Genomic DNA, 20,244 nt, shown 5'->3' on the forward strand with positions numbered 1-20,244 from the left:
AATAATATGACCGGTATGAGTAATGTAAGCAAACTGGCCGGCGAGCCGTCAGGTCAGGAATTCCTGGTGTTTACACTGGGAAATGAAGAGTACGGCATCGATATCCTGAAAGTGCAGGAGATCCGTGGCTATGACCAGGTGACGCGCATCGCCAATACACCGGCCTTTATAAAAGGGGTGACTAACCTGCGCGGCGTGATTGTCCCCATTGTCGATCTGCGCGTGAAATTCTGCGAAGGCGACGTTGAGTATGATGACAATACGGTAGTGATCGTACTGAATCTGGGGCAACGCGTCGTCGGGATAGTGGTAGACGGTGTGTCTGACGTACTGTCATTAACGGCGGAACAAATCCGTCCGGCGCCAGAATTTGCCGTGACCTTGTCAACAGAATATTTGACGGGATTGGGTGCGCTCGGCGAGCGTATGCTGATTCTGGTGAATATCGAAAAACTGCTTAACAGCGAAGAGATGGCGCTGCTGGATATCGCAGCATCACACGTCGCGTAATAACGTTGCCGGATGGCGTCGCGCCATCCGGCAATATTCACCGTTATGCTTCCGCCAGCGGTGAGAGTGCCTGTTCATCGCTCGCGCTCAGCCCCTGCATTTTGCGCCGGCATCGCCGCTGCGACACTATTATTGTCAATATCGTCTTCCGGAACAGCGTATTTCCTTTTTGCAAAAGTAAAGTTATCACCGCAGGTGCCGATAACGTTGATAACTCGTTATCAGGAAGGTGCCTTATGTTTAACCGTATCCGCGTTGTCACAATGCTGATGATGGTGCTGGGGGTTTTCGCACTGCTACAGCTTGTTTCCGGTGGTTTGCTGTTTTCTTCATTACAGCATAACCAGCAAGGTTTTGTTATTTCTAACGAATTACGTCAGCAACAAAGCGAACTCACGTCGACATGGGACTTAATGCTGCAAACGCGCATTAACCTGAGCCGCTCCGCCGCACGCATGATGATGGACGCTTCTAACCAGCAGAGCAGCGCCAAAACGGATTTACTCCAGAATGCAAAAACGACTCTCGCACAGGCGGCGGCGCACTACGCCAATTTCAAAAACATGACGCCATTGCCAGCGATGGCGGAGGCCAGCGCGAACGTCGATGAAAAATATCAGCGCTATCAGGCCGCATTAGCCGAACTTATTCAGTTTCTGGACAATGGCAATATGGATGCCTACTTCGCCCAGCCAACCCAGGGAATGCAAAACGCGTTGGGCGAGGCGCTGGGCAATTACGCCCGGGTGAGCGAAAACCTGTACCGCCAGACATTTGATCAAAGCGCTCATGACTACCGTTTTGCGCAATGGCAACTGGGGGGGCTTGCGGTCGTGCTGGTGCTGATTTTGATGGTGGTTTGGTTCGGCATTCGTCATGCCCTGCTTAACCCATTAGCGCGAGTGATTACTCATATCCGTGAAATTGCCAGCGGCGATCTGACGAAAACGCTCACTGTCTCAGGACGTAATGAAATTGGCGAACTGGCGGGAACGGTTGAACATATGCAACGCTCGCTGATTGACACCGTAACGCAGGTTCGTGAAGGTTCGGATGCGATTTATTCCGGCACCAGTGAAATTGCCGCCGGTAATACCGACCTCTCTTCCCGTACCGAACAGCAGGCATCCGCTCTGGAAGAGACGGCGGCCAGCATGGAACAACTGACGGCTACCGTGAAGCAAAACGCCGATAACGCCCGTCAGGCTTCGCAACTGGCGCAAAGCGCCTCCGAGACCGCGCGTCATGGCGGCAAAGTGGTCGACGGCGTGGTAAACACCATGCACGAAATTGCCGACAGTTCGAAAAAAATCGCTGACATTATCAGCGTTATCGACGGTATTGCCTTCCAGACTAACATTCTGGCGCTGAACGCGGCGGTAGAAGCGGCGCGCGCGGGAGAGCAGGGGCGCGGTTTTGCGGTCGTGGCAGGCGAGGTGCGTAATCTGGCCAGCCGCAGCGCCCAGGCGGCGAAAGAAATAAAAGCGTTGATTGAAGATTCCGTCTCGCGTGTCGATACCGGTTCTGTGCTGGTGGAAAGCGCCGGGGAAACCATGACTGACATCGTCAATGCCGTTACGCGCGTCACGGATATCATGGGCGAAATCGCCTCCGCCTCGGATGAGCAAAGCCGGGGTATCGATCAGGTCGCTTTGGCCGTTTCCGAAATGGATCGCGTAACGCAACAGAACGCCTCGCTGGTTCAGGAATCCGCAGCGGCCGCCGCCGCGCTGGAAGAGCAGGCCAGCCGTCTGACCCAGGCGGTATCGGCTTTCCGCCTGGCATCGCGACCGCTGGTGGCAAATAAACCTGATATGCGTTTATCAGTGGACGCTCAGTCCGGCAATACGCCGCGGCCCTTAGCCGCCGGGGATGATGCGAACTGGGAAACCTTCTGATCGACGTGCGCTGTCGGTTCTCGATTAATTTGCGAACCCGCCGATACCTTTCGTCTGGTTCGCATAGATAAAAGCAAAAAATGTGTAATACGGGAAGCATGGCGCTGCCGCAGGGCGCGCCCGTTGTACTTTGAATGTGATTAAGAAGGCGCTATGACATCATCTCTGCCCTCCGGGCAAACGTCAGTATTGTTACAGATGACACAGCGCCTCGCGCTGTCCGACGCGCATTTTCGTCGGATATGTCAATTAATCTACCAGCGCGCAGGGATCGTGCTGGCCGACCATAAGCGGGATATGGTTTATAACCGCCTGGTCCGTCGGCTGCGTGCCCTGGGACTGGATGATTTTGGCCGTTATCTCAGTATGCTGGAGGCTAATCAAAACAGCGCTGAGTGGCAGGCTTTTATCAACGCTCTGACTACCAACCTGACCGCCTTTTTTCGCGAGGCGCACCATTTTCCCATCCTTGCGGAACATGCGCGTCGCCGCCACGGCGAGTATCGCGTCTGGAGTGCGGCGGCATCGACAGGAGAAGAACCTTACAGTATCGCCATTACGCTGGCGGATGCGTTGGGGATGGCCCCCGGTCGCTGGAAAGTATTCGCCAGCGATATTGATACTGAAGTGCTGGAAAAAGCGAGAAGCGGTATTTATCGCCTCAGCGAACTGAAAACGTTATCGCCGCAGCAGCTACAACGTTACTTCATGCGTGGTACGGGGCCGCATGAAGGACTGGTGCGCGTGCGTCAGGAACTGGCCAATTATGTTGAATTTTCCTCCGTTAATTTGTTGGAAAAGCAGTACAACGTACCCGGTCCCTTTGACGCGATTTTTTGCCGTAACGTCATGATCTATTTTGATAAAACGACTCAGGAGGACATTCTGCGCCGTTTTGTTCCACTCCTTAAACCTGACGGACTGTTGTTTGCCGGTCACTCAGAAAACTTTAGCAACCTCGTGCGCGAGTTTAGCCTGCGCGGACAGACGGTGTATGCGCTAAGTAAGGATAAAGCATGAGTAAAATCAGGGTATTGTCAGTTGATGATTCCGCGCTAATGCGCCAAATCATGACTGAAATTATTAATAGCCATAGCGATATGGAGATGGTGGCGACTGCGCCGGACCCGTTGGTCGCCAGGGATCTCATCAAAAAATTTAATCCGGACGTATTGACCCTGGACGTTGAGATGCCGCGTATGGACGGCCTCGATTTTCTGGAAAAACTGATGCGCCTGCGACCGATGCCGGTGGTGATGGTCTCTTCGCTGACCGGGAAAGGTTCCGAAGTGACGCTACGGGCGCTGGAGTTGGGGGCCATCGATTTTGTCACTAAACCGCAGCTTGGCATTCGTGAAGGTATGCTGGCGTATAGCGAGATGATCGCCGAAAAAGTGCGTACCGCCGCGCGGGCCCGCATCGCCGCACATAAACCGATGGCGGCCCCGACAACCTTAAAAGCGGGTCCGCTGCTCAGTTCGGAAAAACTGATTGCTATCGGCGCTTCAACGGGCGGTACTGAAGCTATCCGACATGTGCTGCAACCGCTGCCGCTTTCCAGTCCGGCAGTGATTATTACGCAGCATATGCCGCCTGGCTTTACCCGCTCGTTTGCCGAGCGTCTGAATAAACTCTGTCAAATCAGCGTGAAGGAGGCGGAGGACGGCGAACGCGTATTGCCAGGTCATGCCTACATTGCGCCCGGCGACAAGCATATGGAGCTGGCGCGTAGCGGGGCGAATTATCAAATCAAAATTCATGATGGCCCGCCGGTAAACCGGCATCGGCCTTCCGTGGATGTGCTGTTTCATTCGGTGGCGAAACACGCGGGGCGCAACGCCGTAGGCGTCATTCTTACGGGGATGGGCAACGATGGCGCCGCTGGAATGTTAGCGATGTACCAGGCTGGCGCCTGGACCATTGCGCAAAACGAAGCAAGTTGTGTGGTGTTCGGCATGCCGCGCGAGGCCATCAATATGGGTGGCGTAAGCGAAGTGGTCGATCTTAGCCAGGTAAGCCAGCAGATGCTGGCGAAAATCAGTGCCGGACAGGCGATACGTATTTGAACCAGGAGTAGTATTTTATGGCGGATAAAGAGCTTAAATTTTTGGTTGTGGATGACTTTTCGACCATGCGTCGTATCGTGCGTAACCTCTTAAAAGAGCTTGGATTTAACAATGTGGAAGAGGCCGAAGACGGCGTCGATGCTCTGAACAAGCTCCAGGCGGGCGGCTTTGGTTTTATTATCTCCGACTGGAACATGCCGAATATGGATGGCCTGGAGCTGCTGAAAACCATTCGCGCCGATAGCGCCATGTCGGCGTTACCCGTGTTGATGGTCACGGCGGAAGCCAAGAAAGAGAATATTATCGCCGCCGCACAGGCTGGCGCCAGCGGTTATGTCGTAAAACCGTTTACCGCAGCGACTCTGGAAGAGAAGCTCAACAAAATCTTTGAGAAACTGGGCATGTGAGGATGCGATGATGATGCAACCATCTATCAAGCCTGCTGATGAAGGCTCAGCAGGAGACATCATTGCGCGCATCGGTAGTCTGACCCGAATGCTGCGCGACAGCCTGCGTGAACTGGGGCTGGACCAGGCGATTGCCGAAGCGGCGGAGGCGATCCCTGATGCGCGCGACCGTCTGGATTACGTCGTCCAGATGACGGCGCAGGCGGCGGAACGCGCGCTAAACAGCGTCGAAGCCTCGCAGCCGCATCAGGATGCGATGGAAAAAGAGGCGAAAGCGCTAACCCAACGTTGGGACGAGTGGTTTGACAATCCGATCGAGCTTTCCGACGCCCGTGAACTGGTGACGGATACGCGCCAGTTTCTCAGGGATGTCCCGGGCCATACCAGCTTTACTAACGCGCAACTGCTGGACATCATGATGGCGCAGGATTTCCAGGATCTGACGGGTCAGGTGATCAAACGCATGATGGACGTGATTCAGGAGATTGAACGCCAGTTGTTAATGGTGCTGCTGGAAAACATCCCGGAACAGAGCGCGCGACCAAAACGCGAGAACGAAAGCTTGCTCAACGGCCCGCAGGTGGATACCTCGAAAGCTGGCGTCGTTGCCAGTCAGGATCAGGTGGACGACCTGCTGGACAGTCTTGGCTTTTAAGCTTTTTTGACCTGATGGCGCGGCGCTTATCGGGTCCGAATCCGTCAACCCGGCCGGATACGATACTTTCTTATCGTATCCGGCTATCTCTATTAACGCCATAAACCCCGCCTTTTTTACCGCTTACTCTGCCCATTGGCGTAAAGCGGTTCTGGCATCATTCTCGCTTATCAATCTATCCAGGGTTTGCTGCGTGGCAGAAGAGAGCGACGACGACAAAACAGAAGCCCCCACACCCCACCGACTTGAAAAAGCGCGGGAAGAAGGGCAGATCCCCCGTTCCAGAGAACTGACCTCACTGCTGATATTGCTGGTGGGCGTTTGTATTATTTGGTTCGGCGGCGAGTCGTTAGCGCGGCAACTGGCGGGAATGCTCTCAGCAGGCCTGCACTTCGATCACCGTATGGTGAACGATCCTAACCTGATCCTGGGGCAGATAATTTTGCTGATTAAAGCGGCGATGATGGCACTGCTACCGCTCATCGCGGGCGTGGTGCTGGTGGCGCTTATCTCGCCGGTTATGCTTGGCGGCCTGATTTTTAGCGGTAAGTCGCTACAGCCAAAATTTTCTAAATTAAACCCGCTGCCGGGAATTAAGCGCATGTTTTCGGCGCAGACCGGCGCGGAACTGCTAAAAGCGGTGTTGAAATCCACGCTGGTCGGCTGCGTTACCGGCTTTTATCTCTGGCATCACTGGCCGCAAATGATGCGCCTGATGGCGGAGTCGCCGATCGTCGCAATGGGGAATGCGCTGGATCTGGTTGGACTCTGCGCGTTACTGGTGGTACTGGGCGTGATTCCGATGGTGGGATTTGACGTGTTTTTCCAGATCTTTAGCCACCTGAAAAAATTACGCATGTCGCGGCAGGACATTCGCGACGAATTTAAAGAGAGCGAAGGCGATCCGCATGTTAAGGGCAAAATTCGCCAGATGCAACGCGCCGCCGCGCAGCGCCGCATGATGGAAGATGTGCCGAAAGCGGACGTCATTGTCACTAACCCGACGCACTATTCCGTGGCGCTGCAGTATGACGAAAACAAAATGAGCGCGCCGAAAGTGGTCGCGAAGGGGGCTGGATTAATAGCGCTGCGCATTCGCGAGATCGGCGCTGAACATCGGGTTCCCACTTTAGAAGCGCCGCCGCTGGCGCGGGCATTATATCGCCACGCCGAAATCGGTCAGCAAATTCCCGGACAGTTATATGCTGCCGTTGCGGAAGTGTTGGCCTGGGTCTGGCAGCTTAAACGCTGGCGGCTTGCGGGCGGGCAACGTCCTCCACAACCTGAGAACCTTCCGGTGCCAGAAGCGCTGGATTTTATGAACGAGAAGACTACTGATGGCTAATCTGGTCGCGATGCTGCGCCTGCCCAGCAACCTGAAATCGACGCAATGGCAAATTCTTGCCGGGCCGATCCTCATTCTGCTGATTTTGTCGATGATGGTGCTGCCGCTGCCTGCTTTTATCCTCGACTTATTGTTTACCTTTAATATTGCGCTATCGATCATGGTGCTGCTGGTGGCGATGTTTACCCAGCGCACTCTGGATTTTGCCGCGTTTCCAACCATTCTGCTGTTTACCACGCTACTGCGTCTGGCGCTTAACGTTGCCTCAACGCGCATTATTTTGATGGAAGGGCATACCGGCGCGGCGGCGGCGGGAAAGGTGGTAGAGGCGTTCGGTCATTTCCTGGTCGGCGGTAACTTCGCGATCGGGATTGTGGTTTTTATCATCCTCGTCATTATCAACTTCATGGTCATCACCAAAGGCGCCGGACGTATTGCCGAAGTCGGCGCGCGCTTTGTGCTGGACGGTATGCCCGGCAAGCAAATGGCGATTGACGCCGATCTTAATGCCGGTCTGATTGGTGAAGACGAGGCCAAAAAACGGCGTTCGGAAGTCACTCAGGAAGCCGACTTCTACGGCTCGATGGACGGGGCAAGTAAATTTGTACGCGGCGACGCCATCGCCGGTATTCTCATCATGGTCATTAACGTGGTCGGCGGGCTGCTGGTCGGCGTATTGCAGCACGGAATGAGCATGGGCAGCGCGGCGGAAAGCTACACCCTGCTGACCATTGGCGACGGCCTGGTCGCCCAGATCCCGGCGCTGGTTATCTCCACGGCGGCGGGCGTCATTGTGACCCGCGTCAGTACCGATCAGGATGTAGGCGAGCAGATGGTTGGCCAACTGTTCAGTAATCCAAGGGTGATGCTGCTGGCGGCGGCGGTGCTGGGGCTGCTTGGCATGGTGCCAGGAATGCCTAACCTGGTATTTTTACTTTTTACCGCCGCTTTGCTCGGCCTGGCATGGTGGCTGCGCGGGCGTGAAGAAAAAGCGCCGGAGGAGCCGCAGCCGGTAAAAATGCCGGAAAATAACTCGGTGGTCGAAGCCACCTGGAATGACGTACAGCTTGAGGATTCACTGGGAATGGAAGTAGGCTACCGCCTGATCCCGATGGTGGATTTTCAACAGGATGGCGAATTGCTCGGACGTATTCGCAGCATTCGTAAAAAATTCGCGCAGGATATGGGGTTCCTGCCACCGGTTGTCCATATTCGCGACAATATGGATTTACAGCCTGCGCGCTACCGTATTTTGATGAAAGGGGTAGAGATCGGCAGCGGGGACGCCTATCCGGGGCGCTGGCTGGCTATTAACCCCGGCACGGCGGCGGGAACGCTACCGGGCGAGAAAACCGTCGATCCAGCTTTTGGCCTTGATGCCATCTGGATTGAAAGCGCCCTGAAAGAGCAGGCGCAAATTCAGGGCTTTACCGTTGTTGAAGCCAGTACCGTTGTGGCGACGCACCTTAACCACTTGATTGGCCAATTCTCCGCTGAACTGTTTGGCCGCCAGGAAGCGCAGCAACTGTTGGATCGTGTCTCTCAGGAGATGCCTAAACTCACGGAAGATCTGGTCCCCGGCGTCGTGACCCTCACGACTTTACACAAAGTCCTGCAAAACTTACTGGCGGAAAAAGTCCCTATTCGCGATATGCGCACCATTCTGGAAACGCTGGCGGAACATGCGCCGTTACAAAGCGATCCGCATGAATTAACCGCCGTGGTACGCGTGGCATTAGGGCGAGCGATTACGCAACAGTGGTTCCCCGGTAATGAAGAAGTGCAGGTGATTGGCCTGGATACCGCGCTGGAGCGTTTGCTGCTTCAGGCATTGCAGGGCGGCGGTGGACTTGAGCCTGGGTTGGCGGATCGCCTGCTGGCGCAGACGCAAGAGGCGCTTTCTCGCCAGGAGATGCTGGGCGCGCCGCCGGTATTACTGGTTAACCATGCGCTACGTCCATTATTGTCCCGCTTTTTGCGGCGCAGTTTACCGCAGCTGGTGGTGTTGTCGAACCTTGAGCTTTCCGATAACCGTCATATCCGCATGACGGCGACCATTGGAGGAAAATAATGCGTAAATGGCTGGCATTGTTGCTCTTTCCCCTGACGGTTCAGGCCGCAGGCGAAGGCGCGTGGCAGGATAGCGGTATGGGCGTAACCTTAAATTACCGGGGTGTTTCCGCATCGTCTTCGCCATTGTCGGCGCGCCAGCCGGTTTCCGGTGTGATGACGCTGGTCGCCTGGCGTTATGAACTGAATGGCCCGACTCCCGCGGGCTTACGGGTACGTTTATGTTCCCAGTCCCGTTGCGTAGAACTTGATGGTCAGAGTGGCACGACCCACGGTTTTGCTCATGTTCCCGCAGTCGAGCCGCTCCGCTTTGTCTGGGAAGTCCCCGGCGGCGGCCGGCTTATCCCGGCGTTAAAAGTGCGGAGCAATCAGGTGATTGTGAACTACCGCTAACCGCCCCTTTCTTTGCCAGATAGCAAACCTGACTCTCTTTTTGAATAAATAGAAACGCCGTTTTATAAAATAGTGAGGTAGGTTGCCGGACTCTTTGCGTTTTTGCCATTTACGCTCTGGCAATGGCAGAAACAAAAAGGTTTCCGCCCAGCTTAGCTTTTACTGTAGCGAATCGACTGCGTCGGCGGTAAAACTGCACGCAGTACTGAATTCGACATTACACAGAGGTTAAGCAAATGATGGTTTATCCAGTCAAACACAGTCCGCTATTGCGTCAGCCTGAGCATTTTATCGCCAGAGATGAACTAAAAGCCCTGGTGCAAAAGGTGACGCATAACCTGGTCAATATTAAAGATGAGACAGGCGAATTTTTATTGCGACTGGACGACGGACGCGTGATCGATACTAAAGGCTGGGCCGGATGGGAGTGGACGCACGGCGTGGGCCTGTACGGAATGTATCACTATTACCAACAGACCGGCGACCAGACGATGCGTAAGATCATTGATGACTGGTTTGCCGATCGTTTTGCGGAAGGCGCGACGACGAAAAACGTTAATACGATGGCGCCGTTTTTAACGTTGGCGTATCGCTATGAAGAGACGCGTAATCCAGCGTATTTACCGTGGCTGGAAACGTGGGCCGAATGGGCGATGAATGAAATGCCCCGTACCGATCACGGCGGAATGCAGCACATCACGCTGGCGGAGGAAAATCATCAGCAGATGTGGGACGACACGCTAATGATGACGGTGCTGCCGCTGGCGAAAATCGGTAAGCTGTTGAACCGGCCGGAATATGTGGAAGAGGCAACCTATCAGTTCCTGCTACACGTGCAGAATTTGATGGATAAAGAGACGGGGCTGTGGTTCCACGGCTGGAGCTATGACGGTCATCATAACTTCGCTAACGCTCGCTGGGCGCGCGGCAACAGTTGGCTGACCATTGTGATCCCGGATTTTCTTGAACTGCTGGACTTGCCGGAAAACAATGCCGTGCGCCGTTACCTGGTCCAGGTACTGAATGCGCAGATCGCCGCGCTGGCGAAATGTCAGGATGAAAGTGGTTTGTGGCATACGCTGCTTGACGATCCGCACTCTTATCTTGAGGCGTCGGCGACGGCGGGTTTTGCCTACGGTATTCTTAAAGCGGTGCGCAAACGCTATGTCGGGCGGCACTATGCGCAGGTGGCGGAAAAAGCCATTCGGGGGATAGTGAAACATATCTCGCCGGAAGGCGAACTGCTGCAAACGTCATTTGGCACTGGCATGGGCCACGATCTCGATTTTTACCGTCATATTCCGTTGACCTCTATGCCTTACGGGCAGGCGATGGCAATGCTGTGTTTGACGGAATATCTGCGTAACTATTTCTGATGTATGCAGATATTCCGGCCGTATCCTTGTCTGATGGCGCTTTGCTTATTTGACTATGGCGCCTGACCCGGCTGCGTGGTATCAGCCTGTGGATCAAACAGGTGGTCAAGGATTTTTCGCATGATGGGCGCGGCGGTAACGCCGTCGCTTCCGCCGTTTTCCAGAATCAAGGCAATAGCGACCTTAGGGTTTTTATACGGTGCAAAAGCGGTATAAAACACATGATCGCGCAGGCGAATGGGGATCATTTTCGCGTTGTAGGTCTGATTTTCTTTCAGGCTAAATACCTGCGACGTGCCGCTTTTGGCCGCAATGCCGTAGGGCGCGGTGTGAAAGAACTTATAGCCCGTTCCGTTGGGTGCATTCGCCATGCCATACATCGCCTGACGCACCAGTCCCCAGTATGGCGACGCCGGATCGGCTATCTGTGCCGCTGTTCCGGAAGGACGATACGGAACCACCGTTTTGCCGCTCTCTTCATTGAGTAACAGGTGAGGGGCAATCACCTTACCGTTGTTGATGAGCGCCACCATCGCTTTTACCATCTGGATGGGGGTGGCAATCCAGTAACCCTGGCCGATGCCGACAGAGATGGTATCGCCCTGATACCAGGCTTTTTTATGGACCCGCTGTTTCCATGCGCGGCTGGGAAGCAGCCCGTCATACTCTTCATTAAGGTCGATGCCCGTCGGTTTGCCATAGCCGAACTGAGACAACATCGTGTCGATACGGTCAATACCCATCATATAAGCGACCTGATAGAAAAAGGTATCCGCAGATTCCTCAATCGCTTTAGTGACATCCAGCATACCGTGTCCGGTTTTTTTCCAGTCCCGGTAATGACGCTGCGTGCCGGGAAGCGTCCAGGTTGGCGCGCCAAAGAAGGTGGTTTGCGGCGTAATAATCCCGCATAACAGCGCGGACATCGCCATATAGGGTTTAACCGTTGACGCCGGGGGATAAAGCCCTTGCGTCACGCGGTTGATCAGCGGCAGATTTTTATCGTGCAGCAGTTTGCCGTAATCCTGATAGCTAATGCCTTTTACAAAGGGGTTCGGGTCGTAGCTGGGCATAGATACCATCGCCAGCACTGAACCATCGTGCGGATCTTCAACCAGTACGGCAGCACGCTGCCCGGCCAGCAAACTTTCAATGTACTCTTGTAAATGGAGATCCAGCGTCAGGTGAATGTTCTTACCCGCGATGGGAGGAACGTCTTTCAGCAGGCGGACAATACGCCCGTGATTATCCACCTCGACCTCCTGATAACCGGTTTTGCCATGAAGATCGTTTTCGTAGTAACGCTCAATCCCCTGTTTACCGATGTTATGGTCCGCCGCGTAATTCTCTGCCAGCCCTTTTTTATCCAGCGCTTTAAGGTCGTTATCGTTTATCTTTGACACGTAACCGAGAACATGCGCCAGCTCCGCGCCGTAAGGATACTGCCGATCCTGATAGCTATTGATCGTGACGCCGTTGAAATGAAACTGATTGACCGCAAAGCGTGCGATTTCAACATCCGTTAGCGCGTTTTTGAGCACCACCGGACGATAGAGGCTACTGGATTTTAGCGCATGGCGAAAGTCGGCGATATCGTCGGGGGAGAGATCAACAATAGGGGTGAGCTGTTTTAGCAGCGCATCCATATCGGCAATTTTATAGGGCGTAACCGCGATATCATACCAGGTTACGTTACGCACCAGCGGAATGCCGTTGCGATCGTAAATGATGCCGCGCGTGGGCGCGACGGGTAGCATCTTGATATCGTTCTCATTCGAACGGGTGGTGTAGTAGTGGTGCTGGCGGATTTGCAAGTTATAGAGGTTGAAGATCAGGATACCAAAGCAGACAACCACTACACCAAACGCCACAATCACACGTCTCAGGAAGAGTTTCTCTTCCGCATCAAAGTCTTTAAAAGTCATTACCTGTACCTGAACAATCCGCCGCCTAATGATACGGGGCGGTCAGCGCCAGCACAGGTAAAAGATGTTCCATCTCTCTATAGAAATGTGTCATTCCTTGTGATTTGTTACAGATATACCGCTGTGGCAATAAAAAGGCCTGAGTCCGTTCCCCGGAATCAGGCCTGATGATGTTAACGACGGCGCGTTTACATGCGTTCTACGGTTTCGATACCCAACGTATCCAGACCCAGTTTCAGCGTCTTCGCCGTCAGTTGCGCCAGTTTTAGGCGGCTATTGCGAACCGCGTCATTCTCGGCGCTGAGAATAGGGCAGTGCTCGTAGAAGCCGGAGAACAGCCCGGCGACGTCATACAGATACGCGCACATGACGTGCGGCGTACCTTCACGCGCGACCACCGTCAGGGTTTCTTCAAACTGCAGCAGACGGGCAGCGAGCTGCGCTTCGCGATCTTCGCTAATGATAACCGGTGCGCTCGCCAGCGCCTGCTCGTCGATGTCCGCTTTACGGAAAACAGACAGCACACGCGTATAGGCATACTGCATATAAGGAGCGGTATTGCCTTCGAAAGCCAACATATTATCCCAGTCGAAGATATAGTCAGTGGTGCGGTTTTTTGACAGATCGGCGTATTTCACCGCGCCAATACCGACGGCGTTAGCCAGTTTTTCCAGCTCGTCAGCCGGCATATTCGGGTTCTTCTCCGCCACCAGACGACGCGCGCGCTCCAGCGCCTCATCCAGCAGGTCCGCCAGTTTCACCGTACCGCCCGCGCGAGTTTTAAACGGTTTACCGTCTTTACCCAACATCATGCCGAACATGTGGTGTTCCAGCGGAACGGAATCCGGCACATAACCGGCTTTGCGCACAATGGTCCAGGCTTGCATCAGGTGCTGGTGCTGACGGGAGTCAATGTAGTAGAGCACGCGGTCGGCGTGCAGCGTTTCGTAACGGTATTTGGCGCAGGCGATATCGGTAGTGGTATACAGATAACCGCCATCTTTCTTCTGAATAATGACGCCCATCGGGTCGCCTTCCTTGTTTTTAAACTCATCAAGGAAAACCACCGTTGCGCCTTCGCTTTCAACCGCCAGGCCTTTGGCTTTCAGATCGGCGACGATGCCCGGCAGCATCGGATTATACAGACTTTCGCCCATCACATCGTCACGCGTCAGAGTGACGTTCAGGCGATCATAGGTGATCTGGTTTTGCGTCATCGTGATATCAACCAGCTTACGCCACATCTCACGGAAATAGGCATCACCGCTCTGTAATTTGACGACGTAGTTACGCGCGCGCTCGGCAAACGCTTCATCTTCGTCATAATGCTTTTTCGCATCGCGGTAGAATCCTTCGAGATCCGCCAGCGCCATGTCGCCCGCGTTTTCCTGCTGCTGTTTTTCCAGCCAGGCGATAAGCATACCGAACTGGGTGCCCCAGTCGCCGACGTGGTTAGCGCGAATAACATGATGGCCCAGAAACTCCAGCGTGCGTACTGCCGCATCGCCGATAATCGTGGAGCGTAGATGACCGACGTGCATCTCTTTCGCGACGTTGGGCGCGGAGTAGTCGACGACAATCGTCTGACGAGTCGGCTGAGAAACGCCCAGACGATCGGAGGCCAGCGCCTGTTGCACCTGTTCAGCGAGAAAAGCCGGTTCGAGGAAAATATTGATAAAGCCAGGGCCGGCGATTTCAACCTTGCTGGCGATGCCGCTGAGATCCAGATGAGTCAGCACCTGCTCTGCAAGTTGTCGGGGGGCCATACCCAGTTTTTTCGCAACTGCCATCATGCCGTTGGCCTGATAGTCGCCGAACTGAACTTTGGCTGACTGACGAACCTGGGGCTCGCAATCTGCAGGCGCGCCTGCAGCAATCATGGCCTGACTAACTTTTTCTGAGAGAAGAGCCTGAATATTCACCGGAATACCTTACGTTTATGAAGCGGGCTGTATTGCCCGCGCCAGTTTAAGAATTAGGGCGGGAGTATACTGCAAATGCCCGTTGGCGTCAGCATTGCGCGCGCGGCGCGTCGCCTGAAATATACGCAACAATAATCTGCATAAGCATTCAATAAACGCCCAACCAAATCAAAGGTTGGTTACCGGGGCGCAACAGCGTAAATTAGCGGTTTTCACAGCAAGAAGAGCGTCCTGATATGGCGAACTGGCAACACATTGATGAACTGCATGATATTTCCGCAGATTTACCGCGATTCACTCTGGCGTTCAGAGAACTTTCCACTCGCCTTGGTCTGCAGATTAGCGCCCTTGAGGCCGATCACATTTCATTGCGCTGTCACCAGAATACGACGGCGGAGCGTTGGCGTCGCGGTTTTGAACAATGCGGCGAGCTACTGTCGGAAAATATCATCAACGGCAGGCCGATTTGTCTGTTTAAACTGCATGAACCGGTATGTGTGGAACACTGGCGGTTTTCTGTTATTGAATTACCGTGGCCGGGAGAAAAACGCTATCCACACGAAGGGTGGGAGCATATTGAAATCGTGCTGCCCGGCGAGCCGGAGACCTTGAACGCGAGGGCTCTGGCGTTGTTGTCGGATGAGGGGCTTAGTCAGCCGGGGATCGTGGTTAAAACCAGTTCGCCACAGGGCGAGCATGAACGTTTGCCAAACCCTACGCTGGCCGTGACCGATGGCCGCATCACGGTAAAATTTCATCCATGGTCGATTGAAGCGATTGTCGCCAGCGAACAGGCGGCCCATTAACCTGCCGAGCGGAGTGAATATGGCGTTACTTGAGATCTGTTGTTACAGCATGGAATGCGCGCTCACCGCGCAGCGAAACGGTGCGGATCGTATCGAACTGTGCGCCGCGCCGAAAGAAGGGGGGCTTACGCCTTCGCTGGGCGTCTTACGCAGCGTGCGCGAGCATATTACGATTCCCGTACATCCGATTATTCGTCCTCGCGGCGGGGATTTTTACTACACTGACGGCGAATTTGCCGCCATGCTGGAAGATATCCGCCTCGTCAGAGAGTTGGGGTTTCCCGGGCTGGTTACTGGCGTGTTGACCGTTGATGGGGATGTCGATGTGTCGCGAATGGAAAAAATAATGGCGGCGGCCGGATCTCTGGCGGTGACATTCCACCGCGCCTTCGATATGTGCGCTAATCCCTTCAATGCGCTAAAGAATCTGGCTGACGCAGGCGTAGCAAGAGTACTGACTTCCGGGCAAAAAGCCGATGCGGCGCAAGGTTTATCAATAATTATGGAACTTATTGCCCAGGGGGATGCTCCAACCATTATGGCTGGTGCGGGGGTTCGTGCAAATAACCTGCAGAATTTCCTCGATGCCGGAGTACGGGAAGTACACAGTTCCGCCGGAGTCTTACTGCCTTCGCCGATGCGCTATCGCAATCAGGGGTTATCGATGTCTGCCGATATTCAGGCGGACGAGTATTCTCGCTATAGAGTAGAGGGTGCGGCGGTCGCTGAAATGAAAGGAATCATTGTTCGCCATCAGGCCAAATGATTTTTACCGTTGCATCATGTCGCCCAATATGATGCTTGCTCGTACCAGGCCCCTGCCAATTCAACAGGGGCCTTTTTTTCTCCTTCATATTTCAAGCCGCAGCAGCGTTGGCCGCCTCGCGCACCCCGGTCACGTAGCTACCTACGTTCCCGGGGATTTGCTGCGTTGCCGCCTTGCTGCAACTTGAACTATTTTGGAGAAACGGTGCTATACGTAACGATCATTCGACAATCCATCACGGTTTACGCGCAATCAGCACCGCGCGCTGCGGGGCGGGATAGCCTTCCACCGTCTTGCTGCGATCGTTCGGGTCGAGGAAATCGGCCAGCGACTCGGTAACCATCCATTCGGTACGGCGCTGCTCTTCGGTGGTAGTGACGCAAACGTCAGCGATACGCACATCAACAAGGCCGCATTTTTCCAGCCATTTTTTTAATGCCGGCGCGGAAGGAATAAAATAGACGTTACGCATCTGCGCGTAGCGGTCACCCGGCACCAAAACGGTATTTTCGTCGCCGTCGATGACCAGCGTTTCCAGTACCAGTTCACCCTCGTTGACCAACTGATCTTTTAACTGCCACAGATGCTCCAGCGGCGAGCGACGGTGATAAAGCACCCCCATCGAGAAGACGGTATCAAATGCTTTCAGCGCCGGGAGTTGTTCAATGCCCAACGGCAGCAGATGCGCGCGCTGATCGTTACCCAACAGTTTACGCACCGCCTCAAACTGGCAGAGGAAAAGCTGTGTAGGATCGATGCCGACCGCCAGATGTGCACCCGCGCCAATCATCCGCCACAGGTGATAGCCGCTGCCGCAGCCGACATCAAGGATCGTCCGGCCAGTTAAATCTGACAGATGCGGCAGTACGCGATCCCACTTCCAGTCTGAGCGCCATTCGGTATCAATATCTACGCCATAAAGCGAGAACGGGCCTTTACGCCACGGCATCAGATTACGCAGCAATGTATCAATACGCTTTAGCTGACCTTCGCTGAGCGGCGTTTCGCTTTCCGCCGTGACACTGTGCAGTAAATCCAGCCGCCAGGGCGTAATTTCCGGTAAAAATTCTACCGCGTTCGACCACTGTTTAAACAAGCCATGCTGCTGCTCGCGTTGCCAGGCGGCAATCTGCGCGGGCAATGTTTCCAGCCAGTGGGAGAGATGATTTTTAGCAATGAGCTGATAAAAGTTACCAAACTCGATCATGCGGCAACTCCGGCTTTTAACGCGACAAGCGACCCGAAATTAAAGCACTGGAACCACAGTTCACTGTGTTCGAAACCCGCCTGACGCAGGCGCGCTTTATGTGTTTCCACCGAGTCGGTGAGCATCACGTTTTCCAGCATACTGCGCTTCTGGCTGATCTCCAGTTCGCTGTACCCATTAGCGCGTTTAAAATCGTGGTGCATGTTGAATAACAGCTCGCCCACTTTCGCGTCTTCAAAGCTAAATTTTTCCGACAGTACCAGCGCGCCGCCGGGATTCAACCCCAGGTAAATCTTATCCAGCAATGCCTGGCGTTCGGCAGGTTCAAGGAATTGCAGGGTAAAATTCAGCACCACCATCGAGGCGTTTTCAATAGTGATATCGCGGATATCGCCTTCAACGACTTCAACCGGCGTAGGCGCTTTATACGCATCAATATGACGGCGGCAGCGTTCAATCATGGCCGGGGAGTTATCGACGGCGATAATGCGACAATGCTCATGGCGGATATTACGCCGAACAGACAGCGTCGCGGCGCCCAGCGAGCAGCCCAGATCGTAGACCTGCGTGTTCGGCTGCACAAAGCGTTCAGCTAACATGCCGATCATGGAGATGATGTTGGAGTAGCCTGGTACCGAACGCTGAATCATGTCGGGGAAAACTTCGGCTACTCGTTCATCAAAAGTCCAGTCGCCGAGACGGGCGATAGGCGCAGAAAAAAGCGTGTCGCGGTGAGACATAACGTATACATCCGGGAAAAATAAAGGCGCATATTGTGCGCTAATACAGGGAGAAAACCAACTCCCAGGGCATATACCACAGGTTTGCCAGCACCATCAGCAACAATGCGCACCAGGTCGCGCTCATCCCCGCCCGCCGCCAGCGGAACAGGCGGTGGTGAAAACCGTAATAATGCATCAGCCGACCGGCGATTAAAATGATGCCGCAGATATGCACCATCCACGTTTCGGCGCCGTTCATTTCCATAAACAGCAGCAGCACCAGCGCGACAGGAATATATTCCACCGCGTTGCCATGAATACGGATGGCGCTTTGCAATTCGCTAAAACCGCCGTCGCCATAGGCGACACGGTACTGCATTCGCAAGCGAACGACATTAAAAGAGAACTTCATTAATAATAACGCACCCAAAACGGCATACAGCGCGCTTACCATACAAACTCCCTTTTAAAATGGCTGATGGCACTGTCTATGATAGGGGGCATTTTCAGAAAAGAGAAGATTGCTGTGGAATGGACGGAGCAGTGCCGATTTCCGGTAAGACGCTGCGTAAATCATGCCAAAGCGTATTCACCAGTTCCGGCGCCTGCGCGATATCCGGAGTATGTAAAAACAGAAAAGGCGTGGCGGTCTGCCGCCACTGCGGGAGTTTCTGCAACCAGGCGGCGAAAAATTCACGGTTTTGCGCCATATTATCGCTACCGATAAAACGCACCATTGGATGGCTGGCCGTCACGACCGCATGTACCGGAACTTTGGGTTTTTTTCGCTGCGCGTCGCGGACGGCCTCGCTGTGGGGATGGGCGGCATGTACCGGACGACTATCCAGGATCACGCGGTTTACGCCGCGCGCGTGTAACCCGCGATTGAGCCGCTGTTCATCCTCACCTTTGTCAAAAAAACACGGATGACGAACTTCTACGCCATAGGTAAACGTGGCGGGGAGCGCATCAAGAAACTGCCATAAGGCGGGGAGATCGCGCGGTCCAAAGGCGGCGGGCAACTGCAGCCAGTATTGGCCAATACGCGTTTCCAGCGGCGCCAGCCGGGTAAAAAACGCCTGTACCAGATCGTCGCAATGACGCAGCGCGGCCTGGTGAGAAATGGTGGCGGGAAATTTAAAGCAAAAACGGAAATCGTCCGTAGTTTGCGCATACCAGCGATCGACAATTTCCGCTTTCGGCAACGCGTAAAGCGTGGTGTTGCCCTCCACGCAGTTAAAGTGGCGGGCATACTCTTCCAGACTGGTGATGCCGAGCCGCGCCCATTTCGGGTGCGACCATTGCGGCAAGCCAATGTAGATCATAAGGCGTTTAAAATATCCTCTACGCTGCGTACCCGGCCAATGCGCGGGAAAATATGCGTCATACTGCTCTGATGCTGCTCACTGCTGGCGGCGCTACAGGCATCTTCGGCAATAATAAGGTTAAATCCCAACTCCCAGGCGTTACGCGCTGTGGATTCGACGCCGATATTGGTTGAGATCCCGCACAATATGATGGTGTCGATACCCCGGCGGCGAAGCTGTAATTCCAGGTCGGTGCCGTAAAACGCGCCCCACTGGCGTTTAGTCACTACCAGATCGCTGTCCTTTTTACCCAATGCCGTAGGCCAGGTCCACCAGTTTTCCGGCAACGCGTGCGCAGGCGTTGCGGCATCCACCGGCTGTTTTAACGCTTCGGCATAATCATCAGACCATCCGACGCGTACCATAACCACGGGCGAGCCGTTGGCACGACACTTTTCCGCCAGCCGCGCGGCGCGGGCGACCACCTCATTTGCCGTATACGGGCCGCCGGCAAACGGAAGAATTCCTTCCTGTAAATCAATAACCACCAGGGCGGTTGTGGTCGCGTTGAGTTTCAACATGATAATCACTCTCCTAAAAATAGCGGATTTCATTACACCTTAAGCGCGATTAAAGAGGAAAGCGGCGACAAATATTGTTAATTTTTGTGAGCATACGCAATACCCGCGTGAAAAAGCCGGGTACAGTCAGTATGAACCAGGCGTCGATACCGCATGAAACGGGCAAGTTATCGCTCCCATGCTGGATTGACTCTTATCGTGCGGCAGAATTTCCAGTATAATAGCCGCCTTTTTTCATCCAGTTGTGACATACAGCTAAAGCTGCGACTTCGTCGCCTGCATGGCAGG

19 protein-coding genes are annotated in these 20,244 nt (G+C 54.2%); 12 read left to right on the forward strand and 7 right to left on the reverse strand.

The features are described from left to right. Positions 1-6: 6 nt before the first annotated feature. The 10 genes from cheW to ABVN36_RS13030 all read left to right on the forward strand — a co-directional run bounded on the left by cheW (position 7) and on the right by ABVN36_RS13030 (position 10,720). On the forward strand, positions 7-510 hold the full coding sequence (cheW, locus tag ABVN36_RS12985; RefSeq protein WP_000147295.1) for a chemotaxis protein CheW: 504 nt from the start codon (positions 7-9) through the stop codon (positions 508-510). A gap of 236 nt (positions 511-746) precedes the next feature. Next, complete coding sequence (gene tar, locus ABVN36_RS12990) at positions 747-2,408, forward strand: methyl-accepting chemotaxis protein II (protein ID WP_023137962.1); 1,662 nt, start codon at positions 747-749, stop codon at positions 2,406-2,408. 153 nt (positions 2,409-2,561) lie between these two features. Next, positions 2,562-3,428, forward strand: a complete 867-nt coding sequence (cheR, locus tag ABVN36_RS12995; RefSeq protein ID WP_000204362.1) for a protein-glutamate O-methyltransferase CheR — start codon at positions 2,562-2,564, stop codon at positions 3,426-3,428. Continuing rightward, positions 3,425-4,474 carry a protein-glutamate methylesterase/protein glutamine deamidase gene (gene cheB / locus ABVN36_RS13000; RefSeq protein WP_000036392.1) on the forward strand — a complete coding sequence of 350 codons (1,050 nt, stop codon included), beginning with the start codon at positions 3,425-3,427 and terminating at the stop codon, positions 4,472-4,474. The genes cheR and cheB overlap by 4 nt, the downstream gene beginning before the upstream one ends. A gap of 17 nt (positions 4,475-4,491) precedes the next feature. Further along, entirely contained in the window at positions 4,492-4,881 is a 390-nt protein-coding gene (gene cheY / locus ABVN36_RS13005) for a chemotaxis response regulator CheY (protein WP_000763861.1), read from the forward strand. A gap of 10 nt (positions 4,882-4,891) precedes the next feature. Beyond that, entirely contained in the window at positions 4,892-5,536 is a 645-nt protein-coding gene (cheZ, locus tag ABVN36_RS13010; protein WP_000983586.1) for a protein phosphatase CheZ, read from the forward strand. Between the two features lie 193 nt (positions 5,537-5,729). Next, positions 5,730-6,881: a flagellar biosynthesis protein FlhB gene (gene flhB, locus ABVN36_RS13015; protein ID WP_001748515.1), complete on the forward strand. Its 1,152-nt coding sequence runs from the start codon at positions 5,730-5,732 to the stop codon at positions 6,879-6,881. Then, a complete protein-coding gene (gene flhA / locus ABVN36_RS13020) occupies positions 6,874-8,952 on the forward strand; it encodes a flagellar biosynthesis protein FlhA (protein WP_000002392.1) in 2,079 nt (692 codons plus the stop codon). The genes flhB and flhA overlap by 8 nt, the downstream gene beginning before the upstream one ends. Further along, positions 8,952-9,344: a flagellar protein FlhE gene (gene flhe, locus ABVN36_RS13025; RefSeq protein ID WP_001233619.1), complete on the forward strand. Its 393-nt coding sequence runs from the start codon at positions 8,952-8,954 to the stop codon at positions 9,342-9,344. Before flhA ends, flhe begins: the two co-directional genes overlap by 1 nt. A 236-nt stretch (positions 9,345-9,580) precedes the next feature. Further along, positions 9,581-10,720, forward strand: a complete 1,140-nt coding sequence (locus ABVN36_RS13030) for a glycoside hydrolase family 105 protein (RefSeq protein ID WP_000989909.1) — start codon at positions 9,581-9,583, stop codon at positions 10,718-10,720. Positions 10,721-10,773: 53 nt separating this feature from the next. On the opposite strand, the gene mrdA is transcribed toward ABVN36_RS13030, so the two are convergent. Together mrdA and argS are read right to left on the reverse strand one after the other, a co-directional pair. Beyond that, complete coding sequence (mrdA, locus tag ABVN36_RS13035; protein ID WP_023137961.1) at positions 10,774-12,645, reverse strand: penicillin-binding protein 2; 1,872 nt, start codon at positions 12,643-12,645, stop codon at positions 10,774-10,776. A gap of 188 nt (positions 12,646-12,833) precedes the next feature. After that, entirely contained in the window at positions 12,834-14,567 is a 1,734-nt protein-coding gene (gene argS / locus ABVN36_RS13040) for an arginine--tRNA ligase (RefSeq protein WP_023137960.1), read from the reverse strand. 236 nt (positions 14,568-14,803) lie between these two features. Between argS and ABVN36_RS13045 the strand changes: the two genes are divergently transcribed. Then, positions 14,804-15,373 carry a VOC family protein gene (locus tag ABVN36_RS13045; protein ID WP_000024794.1) on the forward strand — a complete coding sequence of 190 codons (570 nt, stop codon included), beginning with the start codon at positions 14,804-14,806 and terminating at the stop codon, positions 15,371-15,373. Positions 15,374-15,392: 19 nt separating this feature from the next. Next, entirely contained in the window at positions 15,393-16,139 is a 747-nt protein-coding gene (gene cutC / locus ABVN36_RS13050; protein ID WP_023137959.1) for a copper homeostasis protein CutC, read from the forward strand. Positions 16,140-16,374: 235 nt separating this feature from the next. Here the strand turns inward: cutC and cmoB are convergent, their stop codons facing one another. The 5 genes from cmoB to ABVN36_RS13075 are packed head-to-tail and all read right to left on the reverse strand — an operon-like array spanning position 16,375 to position 19,956. Further along, entirely contained in the window at positions 16,375-17,346 is a 972-nt protein-coding gene (cmoB, locus tag ABVN36_RS13055) for a tRNA 5-methoxyuridine(34)/uridine 5-oxyacetic acid(34) synthase CmoB (protein ID WP_023137958.1), read from the reverse strand. Further along, complete coding sequence (gene cmoA, locus ABVN36_RS13060) at positions 17,343-18,086, reverse strand: carboxy-S-adenosyl-L-methionine synthase CmoA (RefSeq protein WP_000019609.1); 744 nt, start codon at positions 18,084-18,086, stop codon at positions 17,343-17,345. Before cmoA ends, cmoB begins: the two co-directional genes overlap by 4 nt. Positions 18,087-18,126: 40 nt before the next feature. After that, complete coding sequence (locus ABVN36_RS13065; RefSeq protein ID WP_000252975.1) at positions 18,127-18,522, reverse strand: MAPEG family protein; 396 nt, start codon at positions 18,520-18,522, stop codon at positions 18,127-18,129. A gap of 52 nt (positions 18,523-18,574) precedes the next feature. Continuing rightward, positions 18,575-19,393 carry a DUF72 domain-containing protein gene (locus ABVN36_RS13070; RefSeq protein ID WP_023137957.1) on the reverse strand — a complete coding sequence of 273 codons (819 nt, stop codon included), beginning with the start codon at positions 19,391-19,393 and terminating at the stop codon, positions 18,575-18,577. After that, positions 19,390-19,956 (reverse strand): hydrolase, encoded by a 567-nt coding sequence (locus ABVN36_RS13075; protein ID WP_000916146.1) that lies wholly within the window; start codon positions 19,954-19,956, stop codon positions 19,390-19,392. The genes ABVN36_RS13070 and ABVN36_RS13075 overlap by 4 nt, the downstream gene beginning before the upstream one ends. Positions 19,957-20,244 lie beyond the last annotated feature (288 nt).

Origin of the sequence: Salmonella sp. SJTUF15581 (assembly GCF_043356775.1) — a bacterium.
Lineage (GTDB): Bacteria > Pseudomonadota > Gammaproteobacteria > Enterobacterales > Enterobacteriaceae > Salmonella > Salmonella enterica.

What these genes read in the sequence shown, in the direction of transcription:
- ABVN36_RS13065 (WP_000252975.1), bottom strand. Translation starts at nt 18,522, where the DNA reads ATGGTAAGCGCGCTGTATGCCGTTTTGGGTGCGTTATTATTAATGAAG.
- cheW (WP_000147295.1), top strand. Translation starts at nt 7, where the DNA reads ATGACCGGTATGAGTAATGTAAGCAAACTGGCCGGCGAGCCGTCAGGT.
- flhe (WP_001233619.1), top strand. Translation starts at nt 8,952, where the DNA reads ATGCGTAAATGGCTGGCATTGTTGCTCTTTCCCCTGACGGTTCAGGCC.
- ABVN36_RS13075 (WP_000916146.1), bottom strand. Translation starts at nt 19,956, where the DNA reads ATGTTGAAACTCAACGCGACCACAACCGCCCTGGTGGTTATTGATTTA.
- cheY (WP_000763861.1), top strand. Translation starts at nt 4,492, where the DNA reads ATGGCGGATAAAGAGCTTAAATTTTTGGTTGTGGATGACTTTTCGACC.
- cheR (WP_000204362.1), top strand. Translation starts at nt 2,562, where the DNA reads ATGACATCATCTCTGCCCTCCGGGCAAACGTCAGTATTGTTACAGATG.
- cheZ (WP_000983586.1), top strand. Translation starts at nt 4,892, where the DNA reads ATGATGCAACCATCTATCAAGCCTGCTGATGAAGGCTCAGCAGGAGAC.
- mrdA (WP_023137961.1), bottom strand. Translation starts at nt 12,645, where the DNA reads ATGACTTTTAAAGACTTTGATGCGGAAGAGAAACTCTTCCTGAGACGT.
- cutC (WP_023137959.1), top strand. Translation starts at nt 15,393, where the DNA reads ATGGCGTTACTTGAGATCTGTTGTTACAGCATGGAATGCGCGCTCACC.
- ABVN36_RS13030 (WP_000989909.1), top strand. Translation starts at nt 9,581, where the DNA reads ATGATGGTTTATCCAGTCAAACACAGTCCGCTATTGCGTCAGCCTGAG.
- cmoA (WP_000019609.1), bottom strand. Translation starts at nt 18,086, where the DNA reads ATGTCTCACCGCGACACGCTTTTTTCTGCGCCTATCGCCCGTCTCGGC.
- cheB (WP_000036392.1), top strand. Translation starts at nt 3,425, where the DNA reads ATGAGTAAAATCAGGGTATTGTCAGTTGATGATTCCGCGCTAATGCGC.
- ABVN36_RS13070 (WP_023137957.1), bottom strand. Translation starts at nt 19,393, where the DNA reads ATGATCTACATTGGCTTGCCGCAATGGTCGCACCCGAAATGGGCGCGG.
- tar (WP_023137962.1), top strand. Translation starts at nt 747, where the DNA reads ATGTTTAACCGTATCCGCGTTGTCACAATGCTGATGATGGTGCTGGGG.
- ABVN36_RS13045 (WP_000024794.1), top strand. Translation starts at nt 14,804, where the DNA reads ATGGCGAACTGGCAACACATTGATGAACTGCATGATATTTCCGCAGAT.
- flhA (WP_000002392.1), top strand. Translation starts at nt 6,874, where the DNA reads ATGGCTAATCTGGTCGCGATGCTGCGCCTGCCCAGCAACCTGAAATCG.
- cmoB (WP_023137958.1), bottom strand. Translation starts at nt 17,346, where the DNA reads ATGATCGAGTTTGGTAACTTTTATCAGCTCATTGCTAAAAATCATCTC.